We start from the raw sequence: 20716 nt of genomic DNA, 5'->3' as shown, positions 1-20716 counted from the left end.
TGAATGGCGTATTTACAAATTAATTATTACTCCCAAATTTTGGGTATGGATCGTATCATGCATGTGATTTTACCTGAATTGTCTGATCATAATCCACAATGGACAAACACGGACTTGCAAGATATTCCAGTCCTTTATCTTTTGCATGGTATGTCAGGTGATCAGGCAGTTTGGTCACGTCGGACAAGCATTGAAAGACTGGTTCGGCAAACACCAGTGGCTATTGTTATGCCATCCACAGATTTGGCTTGGTATACCAATACGCAATACGGTATGTCATATTTTGATGCACTATTACAAGAATTACCCGAAAAAGTGGCTACTTTATTACCACAACTATCTCGTAGGCGGGAGAAAAATTTCGTTGCAGGTTTGTCAATGGGCGGTTATGGGGCCTTTAAAATGGCCTTTAGCAGCCAACAATTTAGTTATGCAGCTTCATTATCTGGTGCCTTAATGGGCAATCCAAATTTTCCTGAGCGTAGTACATGGCAAAATGATGCTTACTGGCGTGGTATTTTTGGTGATTTGTCAAAATTTGAGGGGTCAGAAAATGATTTGCTGGCGCTTGCACAGCAACAAACGCAACAACAGACGAACCTACCAAAATTATATGCATGGATTGGTGAAGAAGATTATTTGTTTGAAAATAATCAGCAATCGATAGCGCAAATTAAAGCGTTGGGATATGATGTTGTTTTTGAAACAAGTCACGGTGAACATGAATGGTATTACTGGGATAAACAAATTGAGCGTGTGCTTGAGTGGCTACCGATTAATTATCAACAAGAAAAACGACTTTCGTAAAACACGAACTGAAAAAAGTTCGTGTTTTTAATTATATTAATCTCATTTTATTATTAAATATACGTATTTTGTTTACACCGTTTAAAAAATATGATTAAATGATAAGATAAATTATTAGGAGAATCAGTCACATGGAAAATAAGTGGTTACGAGCAGCATTGCCAGCGCTACTCATTCACGGCAGTATTGGAACAGTGTATGCTTGGAGTGTTTTTAAACAAGCAATTGCTGATAACATTGGGCAATCGGTACCAAGCGTTGAATGGGCATTTTCGATAGCTATTTTGTTTTTAGGTTTATCAGCTGCAGTTTTGGGACCTTTTGTTGAGCGGGATATTAAAAAATCAGCTATGTTATCTACTGCTTTCTTTGTTGTGGGTATGGTTGGTACAGGCATCAGTATTCAGCAGAAATCGCTGGTGGGTATTTATATTTTTTATGGGGTAATCATGGGCATTGGTCTTGGTATCGGTTATCTGACACCGGTCAAAAATTTGATGTTATGGTTTAAAGACAATAAAGGACTAGGGACTGGATTAGCGGTTGCTGGATTTGGTTTGTCAAAAATGATTTTTTCACCAATTATGATGTCACTCCAAAAAAGTGCTGGTCTGTGGCAAATGTTTGTGATTTTGAGTGTCATTTTTGCGTTGATGATGTTAAGTGGGGCGTTATTGATTAGAAAACCAGCTAATTGGCATGAAAAACCTTTGAAAAATCGTTTTAGCCCAATGATTTTGATCAAAAACACGAATTTTATTGGTATTTGGTTGATGTTTTATTTAAATATTACTGCTGGGCTAGCCATTATTTCACAAGAAAAAGATATTTTGTCAGGTCTTCATAATGATTCTGGTTCAGCCGTCTTCTCAGTAGCCGCTATTGCTACGATTGTTAGTATTGATGCGTTTTTTAACGCCGCAGGTCGTATTGGCTTTGCTACTTTTTCAGATAGATTGCGTGACCGCAACACGATTTATCGCATTATTTTTGCCATGTCATTAATGATGTCATTGGCCGCATTTTTCTTACCAGATGCTAGTCGCCTCATGCCTATTGTACTGGTTATGACTTTCTTTTTAATTAATGCTGGTTATGGTGGCGGTTTCTCAGCTTTACCACCATTGCTCGCGGATCGCTTTGGTATGCAAGCAATTTCAAAAATTCATGGCGTGGCTTTAACTGCCTGGGCGGCAGCTGGTTTATCAGGTAATCAATTAGCCAGTTTTATTGTACATGGTTTGAAGATGCCCTACCAAAACGTGTTTATTGCAATCGCTGTACTGTACGCTATTGCTTATATCATCGCAACTTGGGTAGTTAAACCCCAGCAAACATTAATTCAATAAAACGTTTACAATCCTAACGTTCGTCTTGATACCATCAAACAGCTCCATTGTTCGCTTTTAGGTGATGAAAAACAGAGTTTGTGAGATAAAACTAATAAAATAACGAACGCAAGGGCACATTTAACTGGTACAATTGAATTGCAAGATAGAACACTAATTAAGCAGAGGAAATCTTAAAATGATAGAACGTTACTCTCGTCAAGCACTTCGTGATATTTGGTCATTACATAATCAATATCAGACTTGGCTTGATGTTGAAATTGCTGTTGATGCTGGTTGGGTTGCCGCAGGGCATATTCCGGCAGCTGACTTAGTCAAAATTCGCAAGCATGCAACATTTGATGTTGATCGTATCGCCGAAATTGAATTATCGACGCGTCATGATGTCGTTGCTTTTACGCGTAACGTTTCTGAATCGTTGGGCGAGGAACGTAAATGGATTCATTATGGCTTAACGTCAACAGATGTTGTTGACACCGCGCAGGCCTTGCGTTTGCGACAGGCTAATGACATTATCAAGAAAGATTTAAAAGCATGGCAGGCAGCCATAAAAGCTTTAGCTTTAAAGTATAAGGACACAGTGATGATGGGACGGACACACGGTGTTCATGCTGAACCAACTACATTTGGTTTGAAGATGGCACGTTTTTACGCGTCAGCATCACGTGCCATTGAACGATTCGACCGTGTATCGGCAGAAGTGGAAACCGGTAAATTATCTGGTGCCGTAGGCACATTTGCCAACGTGCCCCCTTATGTTGAGGCTGTGGCTATGAAAGAACTTGGCTTAACACCACAACCAATTGGATCACAAGTGTTGCCACGTGATTTGCATGCGGATTACATTCAAACCATTGCCTTGATTGGAACACAAATGGAAGAATTAGCAACAGAAATTCGTTCTTTACAACGCTCGGAAATTCATGAAGTTGAAGAAGGCTTTGCCAAGGGACAAAAAGGGTCTTCCGCTATGCCGCATAAGCGTAATCCAATTGGTGATGAAAATATTACTGGTTTGGCACGTGTGTTGCGCGGCTATGCTGTGACAGCACTTGAAAATGTGACTTTATGGCACGAACGTGATATTTCTCATTCTTCTGCTGAACGCATTATTTTAGCTGATGCAACAGCAATATTAGACTATATATTGGACCGCCAAACAGGTATTTTGAATAATTTGGGTGTTTTCCCTGATACAATGCGTCAAAATATGGATCGTACGTACGGTTTAATTTATTCTCAGCGTTTACTTTTGAGTCTTATTGATGCCGGATTATCACGCGAACAGGCATATGATACTGTGCAACCTTTAACAGCACGTTCTTGGGATGAACGCTTAATGTTCCGTGAGTTGGTTGATGCAGATCCCACAATTACAGACAAGTTGAGCAAGGCACAAATTGATGATGCATTTGATTATCATTATCATTTGCGTCATGTTGATGATATTTTCAAGAGAGTGGGTTTGGCATGAAATCATTAATTAACCATCCAGCGATTAAAACAGTTTTAGCAACCGAAACAGATATTCAAGCCCAGGTGCAACGGGTGGCTAACGAATTAACATTGCAATTTGCTGAGCACGAGCAACGGCCAGTTTTTATTGCTGTGTTAAAGGGTGGGGTGATTTTTGCAACCGACTTACTACGCAAAATGGCATTGGATGTTGATTTTGATTTTATTGATGTAAAAAGTTATACTGGCGCATCATCAACAGGTCAAGTTAAAGTGGTTCATGATGTCAGCATGGACTTAACTGGTCGAGATGTTGTGATTGTTGATGAAATTATCGATTCAGGACGTACGATGCAGTGGTTGCATAACTACTTTGAGTTAAAGGGAGCCGCTAGTGTGACGACTGTGGCTTTAGCTGATAAAAAAGCAGCACGTGTTGTTGACTTTGAAGTTGATTATTTTGGTTTAGATGTGCCTGACGAATTTTTAGTAGGCTACGGTATGGACTATAACAATTTTTTCCGAAATCTACCAGTTATTGCTGTTGTTGACTTTGACAAGGTTGATTTAATTAAATAAACTAACAAAAAGCGTCACCTATTTTCAGGTGACGCTTTTTGTTGTGTGATGAAATTTTGTAAAGAGGGTGAGTACAGACGTTGTTTTTCGACGAGCTCTTGGTTGGATTGCGCACCCAGTAGGGTAAGTAATCGTGGTAAAGCAGATTGCCAACCCTCAATTTGTTGTACTAAAGCACTTTGCCCATTATCCATTAATGTTTTTAACATAAAGCCAGCACTAGAGACTAATGTTGCACCCAACATCAAGCTCGTAATCACATCATTGGCTGATTGAATGCCACCAGTTGCAATAATAGGATATTGATTTTGCATGATTTGAGCAGAAATAAGGCTTTCAACTGTTGATAAACCAAATTGATCAATGTTCAATGTTTCAGCTTGGCGATTCCGACGACGTTCAATTACTGCAAAGTTGGTACCGTTAGCGCCACCGATATTGATTGCAGCTGGATTCAATTGTTGAATTGTTTTTATAGCTGATTGGCTCATACCAAAGCCGACCTCTTTAATGATAACGGGGACAGGCGATTTGGCAATAACGTTAGCCAAGTTATCTAGCCAAAAAAATTCTCGATCGCCTTCGGCCATGACTAATTCTTGGGCAACGTTGACATGCATTTCAATGGCATTGGCATCAATCATATCAACAGCTGCGCGAACATTTTCAATTGGATGATCGGCACCTAAATTAGCAATTAAAAAGCCATCCGGATGCTGTTTGCGAGCAACTTTAAAAGTGCTCGCAAGATCGGGTTCTTTGAGTGCAATAGATTGTGAGCCAACCGCCATGGCTAAGTTGGTTGTTCTAGCCACTTCGGCTAGCTGACTATTGATTCGTCCGGTGAGTTCGGAGCCTCCTGTCATAGCCTCGATATAAAAAGGCCAGTCAAAATGATGATTAAACAAATCAACACTTACATCGGTGTCGGATACGGCCATCTCTGGGAACACTACAGGCAACCATCTCACATCTTCGTAACTTGCACCAGGTGTGAGAAAATTTTGCTGACGCCAAAGATTGACGCCGAGTGACAAATGCTCATCTTTGCGATGAGCTTGAGCTGATTCACGCATAGACTAACCTCGCTTTTGTGGTGAAATGATAATAGGTTGTGCAACAATTTGATATCGTTGCCAAACTGATTCTAGTTGTTCAGCATTGTTTTGCAGTACCGCAAAGCCATTATCGCCAAAGCCAGCACCGCTAATTTTACCAGCTATATTGGTCAAGCTTTCGAGTAAGTGGGCAAGTTTAGGCGTAATATAGCCTGTGGGTAAGCTGTTTTGCAGTAGCTCTTGATTGCGACGCAAACCTAGTGCTAATTGTGGATAATCTTCTTGAGTAATGGTGTGGATAAGGCTTTGGACTATTTGTTGACTTTCTGTAATAAATTGTTTTGATAAAATAAAATGTTCTAGCGCTGATTTTGTATCAGCCGACTCCAAAGTTGCGCCCAAAAGTAACTGCCACTTTGGCGGCCAAGGCAACTGCGCAATATGCAATTTTGGCCAAATTTTGTTAGCCAATGATGGTCTAAGCCAATTTTCATCATTTTGTCTAAAACTGGATAAATCAGGACTTTGATAGGCAATCACACCACCATACATAATAGCTGCAATATCACCCAGGGACCCGTTTTTTTGAACATGTAGATGGGCAAGACTAGCCAATTTAAAGCGTGTTAAAATTGGTAGTTTCAGATTAAATTGTGCATTAATAGCTTCAACTATGCCCACAACGACAGCTGCAGAAGAGCCAAGACCGATTTTACCAAAGGGACTGTTAAGATTACTAGTGATGTTGACGTTAATATTGCTTAATGGTTTGAATTGATTTGTTGTGGTATAAGCTTGCATAATATTGACGGCTGCTCTGACATAACGCCAGTCGTCAGTGCTAACTATTGCGGTTTCTGTAATGTTGAAATGCCAATCGGTAGTAATTGTATTGGAATGTATGACCGATGTTTGGGCGGCTGATTCTATTTCAACAGATAAACCAGTCTTTGTTGTCGCAATTAATGCGGTATTTCCTGGATGTGTAATTGCATATTCACCGGCTAAAAATAGTTTGCCGGGGATGAGTATTTTAGTCATAAATAATACCTGAACCGCTTGTAGCGGTTTGAACATGAAGTGCCGGTAATTCAGATAACAAAGCCGCTTCGACTAGCTTAGCGGAATCCAAAGTTGTAATTATTTTAACATTAGGGCCTGCATCTAAGGTAGCAAAAGCTAATATGCCTTGATGACGCAAATCAGAGACAATAGATAAAATACGTTGCGTGTCACAAGTAAAGTATGTAAAAGGCTTTTGACGTGCGGTTAAATTCAAAGCATGCATACTGAGGGCATTTTTTTCGGCGATGGCACCAATTTTTTCAATATCACTGTGCTGAATGGCTTGCTTCATATCAACTAATTGTTTAGCACTTTCACGTAACCATTCTTGATAGTCCGGAGAAGTGACGGCGCGCCGCATCCCTTCTGTGGAACCAACTTTTTTGGCGGCATCAGATACTTCAGCAACGACTAATGCGATTGGCATAGCTGGCGCATTCAAACTTTCGGCAAAAGACGACGTATCATCAATACCTTCATGCCAAATGGCAAAATGGCCATAGAATGAACGTGATGCTGACCCAGAGCCACGGCGAGCGAGCCGGGAGAGTGTCGTTAAGGGTAAATTGAAGTTCAGTTCACGTGCTGTGGCTGCGGTTAAGGCCGCAAAAGCGGATGCCGATGAAGCCAGTCCGGCACTTGTGGGGACATGATTATTGGAAGTGACAGTTAAAGGTTCAAAATCACCTAAATATTGGCGCAAATTATTTAAGAAGTTGTGTACACGCGTTGCGTCGGTGGCGTTGCCATTAATAAATAATTGATCAGCCTGACTATTTGGTGTGACTGTTGTCTTCGTATAAAATTGGTCGAGTGTTAATGAAATTGACGACGTTGTTGGTAAATTCAAACGCGTATTTTTTTTGCCCCAATACTTGATTAGGGCTATATTTGTATGGGCTGTGGCAGTTGAAGGCATATTGTTCTTCCTAAAATTAAACTAACTTAATAATATCATATATTTTAATGGAGAGACACTAACGCAATTTAATTGTGAAACAACCAATCAACGATTACATTTAGAGTATGATATGATGGTATTACAAGCTAAAATTATAAACTAATAAACTAAAAATAGAGGGCCTCTGACAATGAAAAACAACGAAAAGCCATCATGGTATAGGCGCTGGTTTTCCGGCAATAATCTTTTAAACGGGCTGTTAGTTATTTTGCTTATCTTATTAATTATTTTTTTAAGTTGGCAAATTCGATTTATTTTTGAGCCAGTGCGTGCATTATTTACTGCAGTAGGCGCACCAATATTGATTGCCGGTGTGTTATATTATCTGCTGAGTCCGTTGATCAATTTGATGAGTAGATACACGCGCATGCCACGTCGACTTTCCATTGCGATTATTTTGATTTTACTGTTGGCTATCATTGCTGGTATTTTAGCGGTGGTCGTCATTGTCTTGCGTGACCAAATCATTGCCTTTATTAATAACTGGCCTGACTATTGGCGTACGAGTCAAAATTTCATTAATGAAACTTTCAAATCCGCGCAGTTTAGGCCAGTACGCGAGTTTTTGAATAATACAAATACCAACATCAATCAGAGCATGATCGACTGGAGTCGTAAATATTTGACAAGTGGTGTAGCTGGCATAGGTACGTTTGCTTCTACTTTGACAAGTGTAGGGGTTACCGCCGTCTCAACACCTTTTATTCTTTACTATATGCTGTTAGATGGGCACAAATTTTCAGCTTTTATATCTGAAAAATTTCCTAGAAAAGCACAGCGCTCTATTGGGCAATTATTAACAGATATTAGTAAACAAATTGCGCAGTATATTCGAGGCCAATTGGGTGTGGCTTTCGCTGTAATGGTGATGTTTGGTATCGGGTATACGGTCATTGGTTTACCGTATGGTATTTTGCTAGCACTTATGGCAGGTATTTTTAATATGATACCTTACGTTGGATCTATTTTGGCACAAGTGCCGGTCTTTGCGGTCGCCTTGATTGCTGGTGGACCAAAACTATTAATTTTAGCGATTATTGTATTAGCTATTGAGCAACCTATAGAAGGGCATGTGATTGCGCCAAAAATTCTTGGTGAAGCATTATCAATTCATCCGGTAACTGTGATTGTTGTACTGCTAAGCAGTGGTCACATATTTGGCGTGTTAGGTGTCGTGTTGGCTGTTCCAGCTTATGCTGTGATTAAAGTTATTGTCACGCGTATCTATACTTGGTGGCGTAGTAACTCAGAATTTTTTAAAGAAGAATTGGAAGATGGATCAAAATGACAAATCATATCGTATTATTTGAACCCTTGATGCCAGCTAATACTGGTAATATTGCGCGTACCACAGCAGGGACTGATGCTGTTTTACATCTCATTGAACCGCTTGGTTTTGAATTAGATGATAAGCATGTTAAACGTGCAGGCCTTGATTATTGGGATCATGTGCAGTTGGTCAAGCATGCTAGCTTACCTGATTTTCTAGAGACGTTGACTGAAAAAGATCATTTATATCTGGTATCGAAGTTTGCTAATATGGATTATACACAACCTGATTATGCTGAATCTCAGGGTGACCATTACTTCTTGTTTGGTAAAGAAACGACTGGTTTACCAGAGGTATTTATGCGACAGAATCCTGAAAAAGCCATTCGTATACCCCAAGATGATACACACATTAGGTCATTGAACTTATCTAACACGGTTGCGATTGTTTTATATGAAGCATTACGTCAACAAAGTTTTCAAAACTTGGAAACAACGCATACGTATGAACAAGATAAGTTGAAGTAGGCGCTTGACAGCTAGATGTTTTCTTGGTATTATATTATAGTTGTCTAACACAGTTAGACTGCACTGACCATGGCTCGTTGGTCAAGTGGCTAAGACGCTGCCCTTTCACGGCGGAATCGAGAGTTCGATTCTCTCACGAGCTATATCAAGTCGCAACTTCGGTTGCGGCTTTTTATATAGCATGAGGTTAAGCAAAACAAAAACGAACATGTGTTTGTTTTTGTTTCATGCTAAAATAAAAGATGATATATTAATTTAATTTTAAAGGATAAAACCATTGGCAACTCGAAAAACACCACAAAAGAGGCGAACAACTACATCGCGCAAAAAAACAAGCACTCGTGTTGTTGTTGGTAAAAATATCACTATTTTACTCGCAACATTACTAGGAATTTTAGGTCTTTTTAAACTTGGCTTATTAGGTGTCTATGTGGCTGATGCCGGTCGTTTTCTATTTGGAAATTTGTATTGGGTGGCCTTACTACCATTAACCGTATCTTTAGGTTATTATTTTATCTTTAAAAAATGGATCAAAGTGGCACATCATTTTGTTATCGGTTTGGTTATGGCTTTCGTAGCACTTTTGACTTTATCATCACTATTATTTTTCACGTACGACATAAAAAATAGTAATGGTTTTGCTAGTGAAATTCTGCGGTTGATTGCACAAGATGTCGCCAACAAATCAGCTAACACGCCCGTAGGAGGTGGTGTAGTTGGCGCACTACTCTATCAAGTATCATTTACGCTACTCTCTAACATAGGGACTTGGATTATTTCATTGATACTTTTTTTTGGTGGGGTAGTGATTTTCTTCAGGATTCCAGCACGTGATTTAACCCAAAAAGGCTTCGAAAAAGCTCAAGAAGGGGTTGCCTATGTTCAGTCTCAACGTGAAAATAGACCAGAAAAACGACAGTCTTTATTTAGAAAAAAGCCCAAGAAAGATATTACAGATTATGGTGAAGACCCATTAGGTCTTCACCATAAAAAGCAAGCAGAAATTGTGCAATCGGAAATGCCCGCGGTACATCAAGAGCCTGCACAACCTTTTGTTGAGCCGGAAATCAAGTGGCAAGGACCAGTGACTGATGATGTAAATAATGAATCGGACGCACCTAAAAAAGCACCAACAGCCGAAACAACAAACAGCCTTGACAAAACAGCACGCGATGATGATACCGTGATGACGACAGATCAACCAGAAATCGACAATCCAGATTATCAATTACCATCATCCGATTTATTGACACAAGTATCGCCAACTGACCAAACCAACGAGTTTCAGAGTTTAACTGAAAAATCACGTTTGGTACATGATACACTGTCGAGTTTTGGCGTGGAGGCAGAAGTCACGAGTGTGTCTTTAGGGCCGACAGTTACACAATATGAATTGAAGCCAGGGCAAGGTGTAAAAGTCAACCGTATTGCTAATTTAGCTGATGATCTCGCGCTCGCACTTGCGGCAAAATCGATTCGTATTGAAGCACCAATTCCTGGTAAACCATATGTTGGTGTCGAAGTTCCTAATGATACGCAAGCAGTTGTTGGTTTTAGAGATATGATAGAACATGCACCGAAGGATGATAAGCATTTGCTTAGTGTGCCATTAGGGCGCGATGTTACTGGCAATATCATTACAGCTAATCTAGCCGATATGCCGCATTTGCTGATTGCTGGCTCAACTGGTTCGGGAAAATCTGTTGGTTTGAATGGCATTATTGTGTCGCTATTGTTGAAAGCAAAACCGAGTGAATTAAAATTGATGATGGTTGATCCTAAAGTTGTTGAATTATCAATTTATAATGGTATTCCGCATTTATTAACACCGGTGGTATCCGATCCCCGTAAAGCTGCTAAGTCCTTGCAAAAAGTCGTTGACGAAATGGAAAATCGCTATAAGCTTTTGGCACAATTTGGCAAAAGAAATATTGGTGAGTATAACGCAGCTGTTGCCAAGCAGAACGATGAAGCAGCCACTACTGGGGCAGCCATCATGCAAAAAATGCCCTACATTGTTGCTATAGTTGATGAATTTGCTGATTTAATGAGTACAGTAGGATCAGAAATCGAAGTGTCTATAGCACGTTTAGGCGCCAAAGCACGTGCCGCAGGCATTCATATGATTTTAGCCACACAGCGGCCGGATGTTAAAGTAATTAATGGCACAATCAAAAGTAATATTCCGGGACGTATCGCATTCCGAACCGCGTCAGGTACTGATTCTCGGACAATTTTAGACACTAACGGTGCTGAAAAGTTACTTGGTAAAGGGGATATGATTTTTGCCCCACCTGGCAAGCCGAGCCAAAGAATACAAGGTGCTTTTATTAGTAATACAGATGTTACGAATGTTGTTGACTTTGTTAAATCTCAACAGACTGTTCAATATTCTGAAGCGATGACCGTTACCGACGAAGATATTGCACAAGAATCGACTGATGGTACAAATCAAGGAAACAGTGAAGACGAGCTATTCCAAGAAGCGCTACAATTTGTGATTGAACAGCAGAAAGCTTCAACATCTTTGTTGCAGCGTCGTTTTAGGATTGGTTATAATCGCGCAGCACGTTTAATTGATGACTTAGAATCTGGCGGTTATATTGGTCCGTCAGATGGCTCGCGTCCAAGACGTGTGAATATCAGTGATGGTAGTTCTGGGACAGAACATCAGCAAGATATTAATTAATAAAAAGCCTAACGATAAAAGTTAGGCTTTTTTATATTAACTATTTTGATTGTGCTTAAATAATGGTTGTACTTGTTGCGCAAATGAACCAGTCGGGTCGTTTACAAATGGTAAATAGCTATTCCAGTATTCGTCTGATAATAGTGCTGGTTGCGCAATGTTATCCGGAATGTAATTGCGAGGAATGGCACCGTCCTCAGTCAAAGGACCATCATATGTTTTAGAAAAATCATTTAACTTTTTTTCAATCACTAGAGCTTGCGGTCCAAACCAATTATAAGGTTCCCGATGAATGAGTCTGTCATCAGTGTCGAAAATACTGTCGTGCTGCGCAACATGAAAAGGGTGAACCAATGCAACTAGTGTTGCCTGTGATTGATCATCAATGTATACAATACAACCAGCCATCTCAGATGGTAAATTTAGTTGTGCATGTTTATGAGTTGCCAGTAAAAATTGACCACTAGGCGCATGAGGGAGAATCGTTTGTTGCCCGATAAGAATTGTTAGGAGGTTTTGTGGGGAAATACTTAATGTTTGCATAATTAGTCCTGAATGTTGATAAATGAAAATGTATTGAAATCAAATAGCCCTTGATCAGTTATTTTTAGGCTAGGGATGACGGGTAAAGCCATGAAAGACAAAGTTAAGAACGGATCAAAATTAAGATGACTTATCTTTGAAAAAGCAGCTTGCAGAGTGTTGTTTTCTTGAATAACAGTTGTATACGATTGTTCAGACATCAAACCACCAATTGCTAAGGGCAATGTGGTTATTTGTCCGTTGTTGACAACAACTTCACCACCACCAATTTCACGTAATTTGTTTGCTGCCAAAAGCATATCTTCATCATTTGTACCAGCGATAATAATATTATGCGAATCATGGGCTATTGTCGAAGCAATAGCGCCATCTGTCATTTGGAATCCCTTAATGATACCAACACCATGACCGAGATTATGATAACGTTCAGCAACCACGATTTTAGCATAAGTTTTATCGGCGACAAACAAGCCTTCTTGGCTTGGTACATCTTCAACTAAATGGGTAGTTGTAATATGGTGTGGCATAATTTCGATAACATGGGCAGGCTTTTTATCGTTGATTGGCAGCTTGAGGTCATCTACAGTGAGTGTGAAATTGAGCGATTGATTGGCTAGCGGTAAGACTGTGGTTTCCGGTTCAACATACCATTGGCCACTAATCATCACTTTTTTGATATTGAAATCGTCTAATGAATCAATAATAACAAGATCAGCAACATAACCATCTGTGAGTGCCCCAACGTTGTCTAGCCGATGAGCAGTAGCGGCGTTATAACTTGCAATTGTAAAAGCCATAGCCGGGCTCATGCCAGATTGGATGGCGAGTTTTACATTAAAATCAATGGCACCTTCATGTTGAATATCATTAGCGGTTTTGTCATCTGTTGCGAAGGAAAAGTGCGCTTGGTTTGCTACGCTAATTGCCGGTAAAATGGCGGATTCATCGCGTTCTACCGTTCCTTCACGAACAAATACTGAAAAGCCAGCATTTAAACGATCGCGTGCTTGTTGCGCATTTTCGCTTTCATGGTCAGTATCAATGCCATACTTACGATAAATGGCTAGTTGTTCTCGTGAAAGTCCAGAAGCATGTCCGTCAACATGTTTCCCAGCTGCTTGTGCATCGCTGATTTTTTGGTGCATATCTTCATCTTCATTGAAAACTGCCGGAAAATCCATGACTTCTGCAAGACCATTTACTTCTGGAACACTGTAAAAAGGCTTTAATGCATCCGCATGAAGTGTTGCGCCAGCGTGTTCAAAAGGTGTTGCTGGCACAGATGAAGGTAACATATAATGGATATGGAGTTGTGATTGTCTAGCTTCTTCAAGCATATATTGTATACCTGATACGCCAGCAACACTAGCTATTTCATGTGGATCAGCAATGACGCGTGTAATACCATGTGGCACAACTAATTTGCTGAATTCACTTGGGGCCAGCAAAGAACTTTCGATGTGCATATGGGCATCAATTAACCCGGGAACAATATACTGTCCTTGCGCATCAAACGTATGCTGAGCTTGTAAATCTGAACGACGACCGCGATAGACAATTTTATCATGATCAATCCATAGTTCGCTGGTTTCAAAAGTTAAATTAAATACATCTAAAATTTTAGCATTAATAATATGCCATGATACTGTTTTTGCCACAATAAATCCCTCTTTCAGTTTCTAACAGTTTACCATAAATTGCGTGCCGAATACGCTGTTATCTACTTATTTTAGAGGTATACCAATTATTTGATTTCGTTGACAAAACCTTTTTATTGCTTTAGAATAGTGGGTGTTAGTTTGATATTTAATCTTAACCAATTTGAAAAAGAGGAATTTATTTATGTGTGGAATTGTTGGATATACTGGTATCAATCAAGTTTTGCCTAGCCTATTAAAGGGATTAGAAAAGCTTGAATATCGCGGTTATGATTCAGCTGGTGTTTATGTTAGTAATGGTGCAGCGGGGGACTTTTTAATTCGTGAAAAAGGCCGCGTGTCAAAATTAGAAGCTGCAACAAAAGGCAAAGGTATTGCTGGGACAGCAGGTATTGCACATACGCGCTGGGCGACACACGGTGGTGTATCAGTTGAAAATGCGCATCCTCACATGTCAGAAGATGGCCGTTTTTATCTGGTACACAATGGTGTTATTGAAAATTATGATGAATTACGTGACACTTATTTGCAAGGGGTGATACTGCATTCAGAAACTGATACCGAAATCGCGGTACAATTGATTGATAAGTTTTCAAAGGAAGACCAATTGTCAACGTTGGATGCTTTCCGTAAGATGATTGCTTTGTTGGATGACAATTCAGCTTATGGCTTTTTGTTAATGGATCGTGAAACACCCAACTTAATGTATGCTGCTAAGAAAAAGTCACCATTGCTAATTGGTGTATCAGACTCAGGTAATGTTGTGACTTCAGATGCAGCAGCAATGTTGGATGTGACACAAAATTTCATCGAATTGATGGACGGTGAAGTTGCTATTATTGATAAAGCCAAAGTAACTTTATTTGATGCAGCCGGCCAAGAGATTACGCGCGAAGCTTTCCATATTGATATCGATGCTTCAGAAACAGATAAGGGGGTTTACCCATATTACATGTTGAAAGAGGTTGATGAACAAGCCATTGTCGCCAGAACATTATCACAACATTATTTTGATGATGATAATCAGATTCAAAACATTGATCCGGCCATTATTGAAGCAATACAGTCAGCTGATCGATTATATATCGTTGCAGCAGGCACATCTTATCATGCTGGTTTGGTGGGCAAGCGTTACTTTGAGCAATGGACTGGTAAGCCAACTGAGGTTCATATCTCATCAGAATTTGCTTATGATCAGCCATTGTTGAGCGACAAGCCTTTCTTTATTTTCTTAAGTCAATCTGGAGAAACAGCAGATTCCCGTGAAGTATTAGATAATGTCATTAAGCAAGGCTTTGGTTCATTGACTATCGCTAATGTGATGAATTCAACTTTGACGCGTGAAGCTGATTTCGCCCTACCATTGCTTGCTGGACCAGAAATCGCTGTGGCATCAACAAAAGCATATACGGCTCAAATTATTGTGGAAGCTATTTTGGCGCATGCCGCTGGAAATAGCACCTTAGATTTGAAGCATGAGTTGGCAAAGGTTGCTGTTGAAATGCAAGTCATTATCGATCAAAAAGAGGCCTTTAAGACGATTGCGGAATCAGCATTGCGTGACCGTCGTTCTGCTTTCTATATTGGCCGTGGCTTAGATGCAGCTGTTGCCGTTGAAGCGGCATTAAAGCTAAAAGAAATATCATATGTTCAAACAGAAGGTTTTGCCGCCGGAGAATTAAAGCATGGCACCATCTCATTAATTGAAGAAGGAACACCCGTCTTTGCTTTATTGACACAGACAAAAACAGCTGGCCTTGTGCGTGGTGAAATTGCGCAAGTGACCGCTCGCGGTGCCAATGCTGTCATTATTTCAAGTAAAGCGCTGGCTAAAGCTGGTGATGCTTATGTTTTGCCAGAAGTTAATGAACTATTAATGCCATTGTTAACGGTTATTCCAGCACAGCTCATTGCTTATTACGCAACGCTTGATCGTGGTTTAGATGTTGATCGACCAAGAAACCTCGCAAAATCTGTTACGGTTCAGTAATTTTTTAATGCACGTGATAAGAAAATTCTTATCACGTTTTTTTTGTAGGTTCGCAAGACATCTGGTAAAATTAAGTAGATACCATTGCGTAAAAACGCATATGAAGGAGGGGCCAATCTTGGCGCTTTTTAAAAGTAAAAATAATACGGTGGTTGTCGATGGACAACTCAAAATCCCAAACCATATTGCCATTATAATGGATGGTAATGGCAGGTGGGCCAAAAAACGCTTAATGCCACGTGTTGCAGGCCATAAAATTGGCATGAATACTGTCAAAAAAATCGCTACAGCTGCGAGTGACTTAGGCGTTAAGGTTCTGACATTATATGCATTTTCAACAGAGAATTGGTCTCGTCCTAATGACGAGGTCAGTTTTTTGATGAAGTTACCGATTGATTTTTTTAACGAATTCGTACCGGATTTGATTAAAAATAACATCCGTGTCAATGTTATGGGGAATATTGCACAACTACCCGCGGAAACACAACGCGCAGTAAATCGTGCTATTGCCCAAACGGCTGGTGGCACTGGTATGATTTTAAATTTTGCCTTGAATTACGGTGGGCAAATTGAAATTGTGTCAACAGCTAAGAAAATTGCGACCATGGTGGCTGAAGGCCTTATCAAGCCTGAAGATATTGACGCCAAATTATTTGCAGATTCATTACAAACAGGAACTCTGGGTGAATTGGCAGCGCCGGATTTGATGATTCGTACCTCAGGTGAGTTACGTTTAAGCAATTTTATGCCTTATCAATCAGCTTATGCCGAATTGTATTTTACCAATGTGTTATGGCCTGATTATACTGCTGATGACTTAGTAGAAGCGATTGCTTCTTTTACGGCACGTGATCGTCGCTTTGGCGGCTTAAATGTAACTGAAAAGTATGAAAGTGAGTCTTAATAAATGAGAACACGCGTTATAACAGCCGTAGTGGCTTTGATTATTTTTGTACCGCTACTGATTATCGGTAGTTGGCCTTTGTTAATATTGACAATTGCTATGGGTGTCGTTGGTGTTAGTGAAATTTTACGTATGAAGCACCGATTTTTAGTATCTGCAGAAGCAATCATTAGTTTTATTGGTGTGGTTGCAATTATTTTACCGAATAGTTTTTGGCAGACAGTGCCGCTGATTAGAAGTTCGCACATTGTTTTCTACATTTTGGCATTTTTGATGGTCTTAAATACGATATTTGTCAAAAATCGCTTTAATTTCGATGATGCTGGGGCACTTGTACTCACAATGCTGTATGTTGGGATAGGATTTCACTACTTCTATCAAGCCGACAAGGTAGGGTTATCAACAGTGATGTTTGGTATGTTGATCGTTTGGATTACTGATTCTGGGGCATATATGGTGGGTCGTGCGATTGGGAAAAATAAATTAGCACCCAAGATTAGCCCTAACAAAACCTGGGAAGGCTCGATTGGTGGGAGTGTAGTAGCTGTTATTGTTGTGCCAACACTTTTTGCATTGTGTCATTGGCTTCCTGAATACCATTATTTAGAGTTGTTATTCTTTACAATTATGCTTTCTATTGCAGGACAACTTGGTGATTTGATTGAATCAGGGTTTAAAAGACATTATGGTGTTAAAGATTCGGGAAATATCTTACCAGGTCATGGTGGTATACTAGACCGCTTTGATTCAATGCTAGTTGTTATGCCACTGATGTCTATTTTAGGCATGTTAGGATAATCATATGAGTTTAACCGCAGTTATTGCATTCATTTTTATTTTTGGTGTTTTAGTCACTGTGCACGAATTTGGGCATTTTATAGTGGCTAAGAAATCTGGGGTCCTTGTGCGTGAATTTGCCATTGGTATGGGACCAAAATTGTTAAATTGGCGACGCAATCATACAACGTATACCATACGTATTTTGCCAGTCGGTGGCTATGTACGTATGGCAGGTATGGATGAAGAAGCTGATTTGGAGGCTGGACAAAGGATTCGTCTGCAATTTAATGACAATCAAGTTGTCATTAAAATTGATACACGTGCTGATGAGGCGGTTGCCGGAGTACCTTTTCAAGTTGATAGTTTTGATTTAACCAATCAATTAACAGTAACCGGATTTTTGCAGGATAGCACTGAAAAACGGACATTTAATGTTGCGCACGATGCTATTATTTTTGAAAAAAGTGGGGTGGCTGTGCAAATTGCCCCACAAGACACATGGGTTCAGAGCGCAGCTGTTTATAAACGTGCGTTAATTAATATTGCCGGACCAGTCATGAACTTTTTACTAGCGTTGGGAATTTTCATTAGTTTGGGATTTATACAGCAAAGTGTCACTTTAAATGACACAGTTGTTGGCAATGTTCAGTCAAATATGCCAGCTGATCGAGCTGGTATGCGAGCAAATGATGATATTGTCAGTATTGACAAGCACAAAGTGAAGACATGGTTTCAAATGTCTACAATCATTGGTTCAGCTACTAAGCAGCAGAATTTGACAGTTGTTGTCAAACGGCACGGTGAATTAAAGACGCTACATATGACACCCATTGATTTAAAATCTTCAGATGCTCAGCAAAAAGTCATTGGGATAACTGCGAAAACATATACCGATTTTGGGGCACGAGTTAAGTACGGTATAGTATCAACTATTGCCGTTGTACAACGTGTATGGTACGCTTTGTCACATTTGTTTACGGGTGGTTTTAGCTTAAATAAGCTTGGTGGGCCAGTGTCAATTGCGAAACAGACATCAACGGTTGCCAAAACAGGCTTCTTAAATATTTTGATTTTTATGGCCATGTTATCAGTTAATTTAGGTATAATGAATTTGATTCCAATCCCAGCACTAGATGGTGGCAAACTGGTTTTAAACGCAATTGAAGCGATTATCCGTCGGCCATTACCAGCATCATTTGAGAATGGCGTAACCATTGCTGGTGCAATATTTATGATTGCTTTAATGGTAGCCGTAACAATTAACGATTTACTGCGGTAAATTAGTAATTATTATTTTATAACAAAAAAACAGGCGCATTTCGCGTCGTACATAATTAAAAAAGAAAATCGAGGATACTCATGAAACAGTCGAAACTATTAATGCCAACTTTACGAGAAGTGCCGGCAGATGCCGAAGTTAAGAGTCATCAATTATTATTAAAGGCTGGATTTATCCGACCAGTATCAGCAGGCACGTTTTCATACCTACCTATGGCTAAGCGCGTCCTTAATAAAATCGAGCAGATTATTCGTGAAGAAATGGATCGTATTGATGCTAATGAGATGTTAGTACCAGAAATTTTACCAGCTGAGTTATGGCAAAAATCCGGTCGTTATACAACTTATGGCCCTAATCTTTATAAATTTAAGAATCGTCAAGATCGTGACTTTATTTTAGGACCAACTCACGAAGAAACTTTTACACAATTAATGGCTGACGATATCAAGTCATATAAAAAGTTACCTTTGGTGGTTTATCAAATTCAACCAAAATTCCGTGATGAAAATAGACCTCGTTTTGGTTTGTTACGTACACGTGAATTTATTATGAAAGACGCTTATTCTTTTAGCGCTGACCAAGCAGGATTAGACACAGCCTTTCGTAATATGGAATCTGCTTATACCAATGTTTTTGATCGTATTGGTTTAAATTATCGTGCCATTGTTGGTGATGCAGGAGCAATGGGTGGTTCAGATTCTAAAGAATTTTCTGCACCCGCTGCAGCCGGAGAAGATATTATTGCTTACTCCGATACAACTGATTATGCAGCTAATTTAGAAATGGCAAAAGATTTTTATGAGCGTCAAAAGCCAACTCTTTCAGCAGAGCCACTTGAAAAAATTGATACGCCCAATGAAAAAACGATTGAAGAGTTGTCACAATTACTTGATGTCCCGGCTGAAAAGTTAGCCAAAACCATTATGTTTATGGCAGATGGTGAATTGGTCGCAGTGGTAACAACTGGCGATTTTGAAGTTAATGACGTGAAGGTTCAAAATTTCTTGCAGGCTGATACGTTAGAACTAGCAGAAGAAGGACAAGTCAAAGCGTTGATTGGTGCCAGTTTTGGCTCATTGGGACCAGTTAAATTACCTGAGAATGTTCGATTATTGGTTGACGAACGGGCAGCTGATTTAGTGAATTTTGCAGCTGGTGCTAATGAAGATGGTAAGCATTATCTTAATATTAATTGGCAACGTGACGTTCAACTAACCGAAGAAAATATCGGTGATTTCAGAACGGCACGAGAAGGTGATGTCGCTGTTGACGGTCATGGTCATTTAGTGTTTACTAAGGGAATTGAAATAGGGCATATATTTAAGCTCGGAACACGATATTCTAAGGCCATGGGCGCACAAGTGCTTGACGAAAATGGCCGACAGGTGGATATGATTATGGGATCATATGGAATTGGTGTGTCACGACTATTGAGCGCCATTGTGGAGCAAAAAGCTGATGATGACGGTTTGGTTTGGCCAGCCAGTGTCGCACCTTTTGATGTTCATATCGTACCAGTTAATACAAAAGATGAAGAACAAGCACGCGTTGCCAGTCAGCTTGAAGAATTGCTGACAAAGCAAGGACTTGAAGTACTTATTGATGATCGTAAAGAGCGTGCAGGGGTTAAATTTGCTGATGCCGATTTGATTGGATTGCCTATTCGTATTACAGTTGGTAAAAAAGCTAGTGAAGATGTTGTTGAAGTTAAGGTGCGTGCAAGCAACACGAATATTGAAATGCGTGTCAGTGAAGTGGTTGATTCTGTTTCAGTATTATTGAATGGTGACAAGTAAGTAAAA

17 protein-coding genes and 1 tRNA gene are annotated in these 20716 nt (G+C 39.8%); 13 read left to right on the top strand and 5 right to left on the bottom strand.

The annotated features are described in order from the left end of the window. The first annotated feature begins 3 nt into the window (after positions 1-3). The 4 genes from FAZ25_RS08880 (at position 4) to hpt (ending at position 4190) form a co-directional block, all read left to right on the top strand. Entirely contained in the window at positions 4-807 is an 804-nt protein-coding gene (locus tag FAZ25_RS08880; protein ID WP_192269566.1) for an alpha/beta hydrolase family protein, read from the top strand. Positions 808-938: 131 nt separating this feature from the next. Continuing rightward, complete coding sequence (locus FAZ25_RS08875) at positions 939-2156, top strand: OFA family MFS transporter (protein ID WP_192269563.1); 1218 nt, start codon at positions 939-941, stop codon at positions 2154-2156. A 178-nt stretch (positions 2157-2334) separates the two neighbouring features. Continuing rightward, a complete protein-coding gene (gene purB, locus FAZ25_RS08870; protein ID WP_004908177.1) occupies positions 2335-3630 on the top strand; it encodes an adenylosuccinate lyase in 1296 nt (431 codons plus the stop codon). Continuing rightward, positions 3627-4190: a hypoxanthine phosphoribosyltransferase gene (gene hpt / locus FAZ25_RS08865; protein ID WP_085698913.1), complete on the top strand. Its 564-nt coding sequence runs from the start codon at positions 3627-3629 to the stop codon at positions 4188-4190. Before purB ends, hpt begins: the two co-directional genes overlap by 4 nt. Before the next feature lie 14 nt (positions 4191-4204). Here hpt and fni read toward each other — a convergent pair whose 3' ends face one another. The 3 genes from fni to mvaD are packed head-to-tail and all read right to left on the bottom strand — an operon-like array spanning position 4205 to position 7232. Then, a complete protein-coding gene (gene fni / locus FAZ25_RS08860) occupies positions 4205-5266 on the bottom strand; it encodes a type 2 isopentenyl-diphosphate Delta-isomerase (protein WP_192269560.1) in 1062 nt (353 codons plus the stop codon). A gap of 3 nt (positions 5267-5269) precedes the next feature. Continuing rightward, on the bottom strand, positions 5270-6289 hold the full coding sequence (locus FAZ25_RS08855; RefSeq protein ID WP_192269557.1) for a phosphomevalonate kinase: 1020 nt from the start codon (positions 6287-6289) through the stop codon (positions 5270-5272). Then, complete coding sequence (gene mvaD / locus FAZ25_RS08850) at positions 6282-7232, bottom strand: diphosphomevalonate decarboxylase (RefSeq protein ID WP_040176748.1); 951 nt, start codon at positions 7230-7232, stop codon at positions 6282-6284. Before mvaD ends, FAZ25_RS08855 begins: the two co-directional genes overlap by 8 nt. Positions 7233-7404: 172 nt before the next feature. Between mvaD and FAZ25_RS08845 the strand changes: the two genes are divergently transcribed. The 4 genes from FAZ25_RS08845 (at position 7405) to FAZ25_RS08830 (ending at position 11760) form a co-directional block, all read left to right on the top strand. After that, positions 7405-8562, top strand: a complete 1158-nt coding sequence (locus FAZ25_RS08845; RefSeq protein ID WP_192269554.1) for an AI-2E family transporter — start codon at positions 7405-7407, stop codon at positions 8560-8562. Further along, positions 8559-9071, top strand: coding sequence for a tRNA (cytidine(34)-2'-O)-methyltransferase (locus tag FAZ25_RS08840; protein ID WP_004903484.1), 513 nt, complete (start codon positions 8559-8561; stop codon positions 9069-9071). The genes FAZ25_RS08845 and FAZ25_RS08840 overlap by 4 nt, the downstream gene beginning before the upstream one ends. 71 nt (positions 9072-9142) lie before the next feature. Then, positions 9143-9214, top strand: a tRNA-Glu gene (locus tag FAZ25_RS08835). A gap of 134 nt (positions 9215-9348) precedes the next feature. Beyond that, on the top strand, positions 9349-11760 hold the full coding sequence (locus tag FAZ25_RS08830) for a DNA translocase FtsK (RefSeq protein ID WP_192269551.1): 2412 nt from the start codon (positions 9349-9351) through the stop codon (positions 11758-11760). Positions 11761-11796: 36 nt separating this feature from the next. On the opposite strand, the gene FAZ25_RS08825 is transcribed toward FAZ25_RS08830, so the two are convergent. After that, positions 11797-12303, bottom strand: coding sequence for a hypothetical protein (locus FAZ25_RS08825; protein ID WP_004903480.1), 507 nt, complete (start codon positions 12301-12303; stop codon positions 11797-11799). Between the two features lie 2 nt (positions 12304-12305). Then, entirely contained in the window at positions 12306-13961 is a 1656-nt protein-coding gene (ade, locus tag FAZ25_RS08820) for an adenine deaminase (RefSeq protein ID WP_004904139.1), read from the bottom strand. 184 nt (positions 13962-14145) lie between these two features. Between ade and glmS the strand changes: the two genes are divergently transcribed. The 5 genes from glmS (at position 14146) to FAZ25_RS08795 (ending at position 20710) form a co-directional block, all read left to right on the top strand. Continuing rightward, entirely contained in the window at positions 14146-15951 is a 1806-nt protein-coding gene (gene glmS / locus FAZ25_RS08815) for a glutamine--fructose-6-phosphate transaminase (isomerizing) (RefSeq protein WP_192269548.1), read from the top strand. A gap of 118 nt (positions 15952-16069) precedes the next feature. Beyond that, positions 16070-16855 (top strand): isoprenyl transferase, encoded by a 786-nt coding sequence (locus FAZ25_RS08810; RefSeq protein ID WP_004903475.1) that lies wholly within the window; start codon positions 16070-16072, stop codon positions 16853-16855. 3 nt (positions 16856-16858) lie between these two features. Beyond that, positions 16859-17653 (top strand): phosphatidate cytidylyltransferase, encoded by a 795-nt coding sequence (locus FAZ25_RS08805; protein ID WP_192269545.1) that lies wholly within the window; start codon positions 16859-16861, stop codon positions 17651-17653. A 4-nt stretch (positions 17654-17657) separates the two neighbouring features. After that, positions 17658-18914, top strand: coding sequence for an RIP metalloprotease RseP (gene rseP / locus FAZ25_RS08800; RefSeq protein ID WP_192269542.1), 1257 nt, complete (start codon positions 17658-17660; stop codon positions 18912-18914). An 80-nt stretch (positions 18915-18994) separates the two neighbouring features. Continuing rightward, positions 18995-20710 carry a proline--tRNA ligase gene (locus tag FAZ25_RS08795; RefSeq protein ID WP_004904131.1) on the top strand — a complete coding sequence of 572 codons (1716 nt, stop codon included), beginning with the start codon at positions 18995-18997 and terminating at the stop codon, positions 20708-20710. Positions 20711-20716: the final 6 nt, after the last annotated feature.

It is taken from the genome of Leuconostoc sp. LN180020 (assembly GCF_014844115.1).
Classification (GTDB): domain Bacteria; phylum Bacillota; class Bacilli; order Lactobacillales; family Lactobacillaceae; genus Leuconostoc; species Leuconostoc citreum.
The sequence above is the reverse complement of the archived record's forward strand: the minus strand, read 5'-3'. Positions and strand labels throughout refer to the sequence as shown.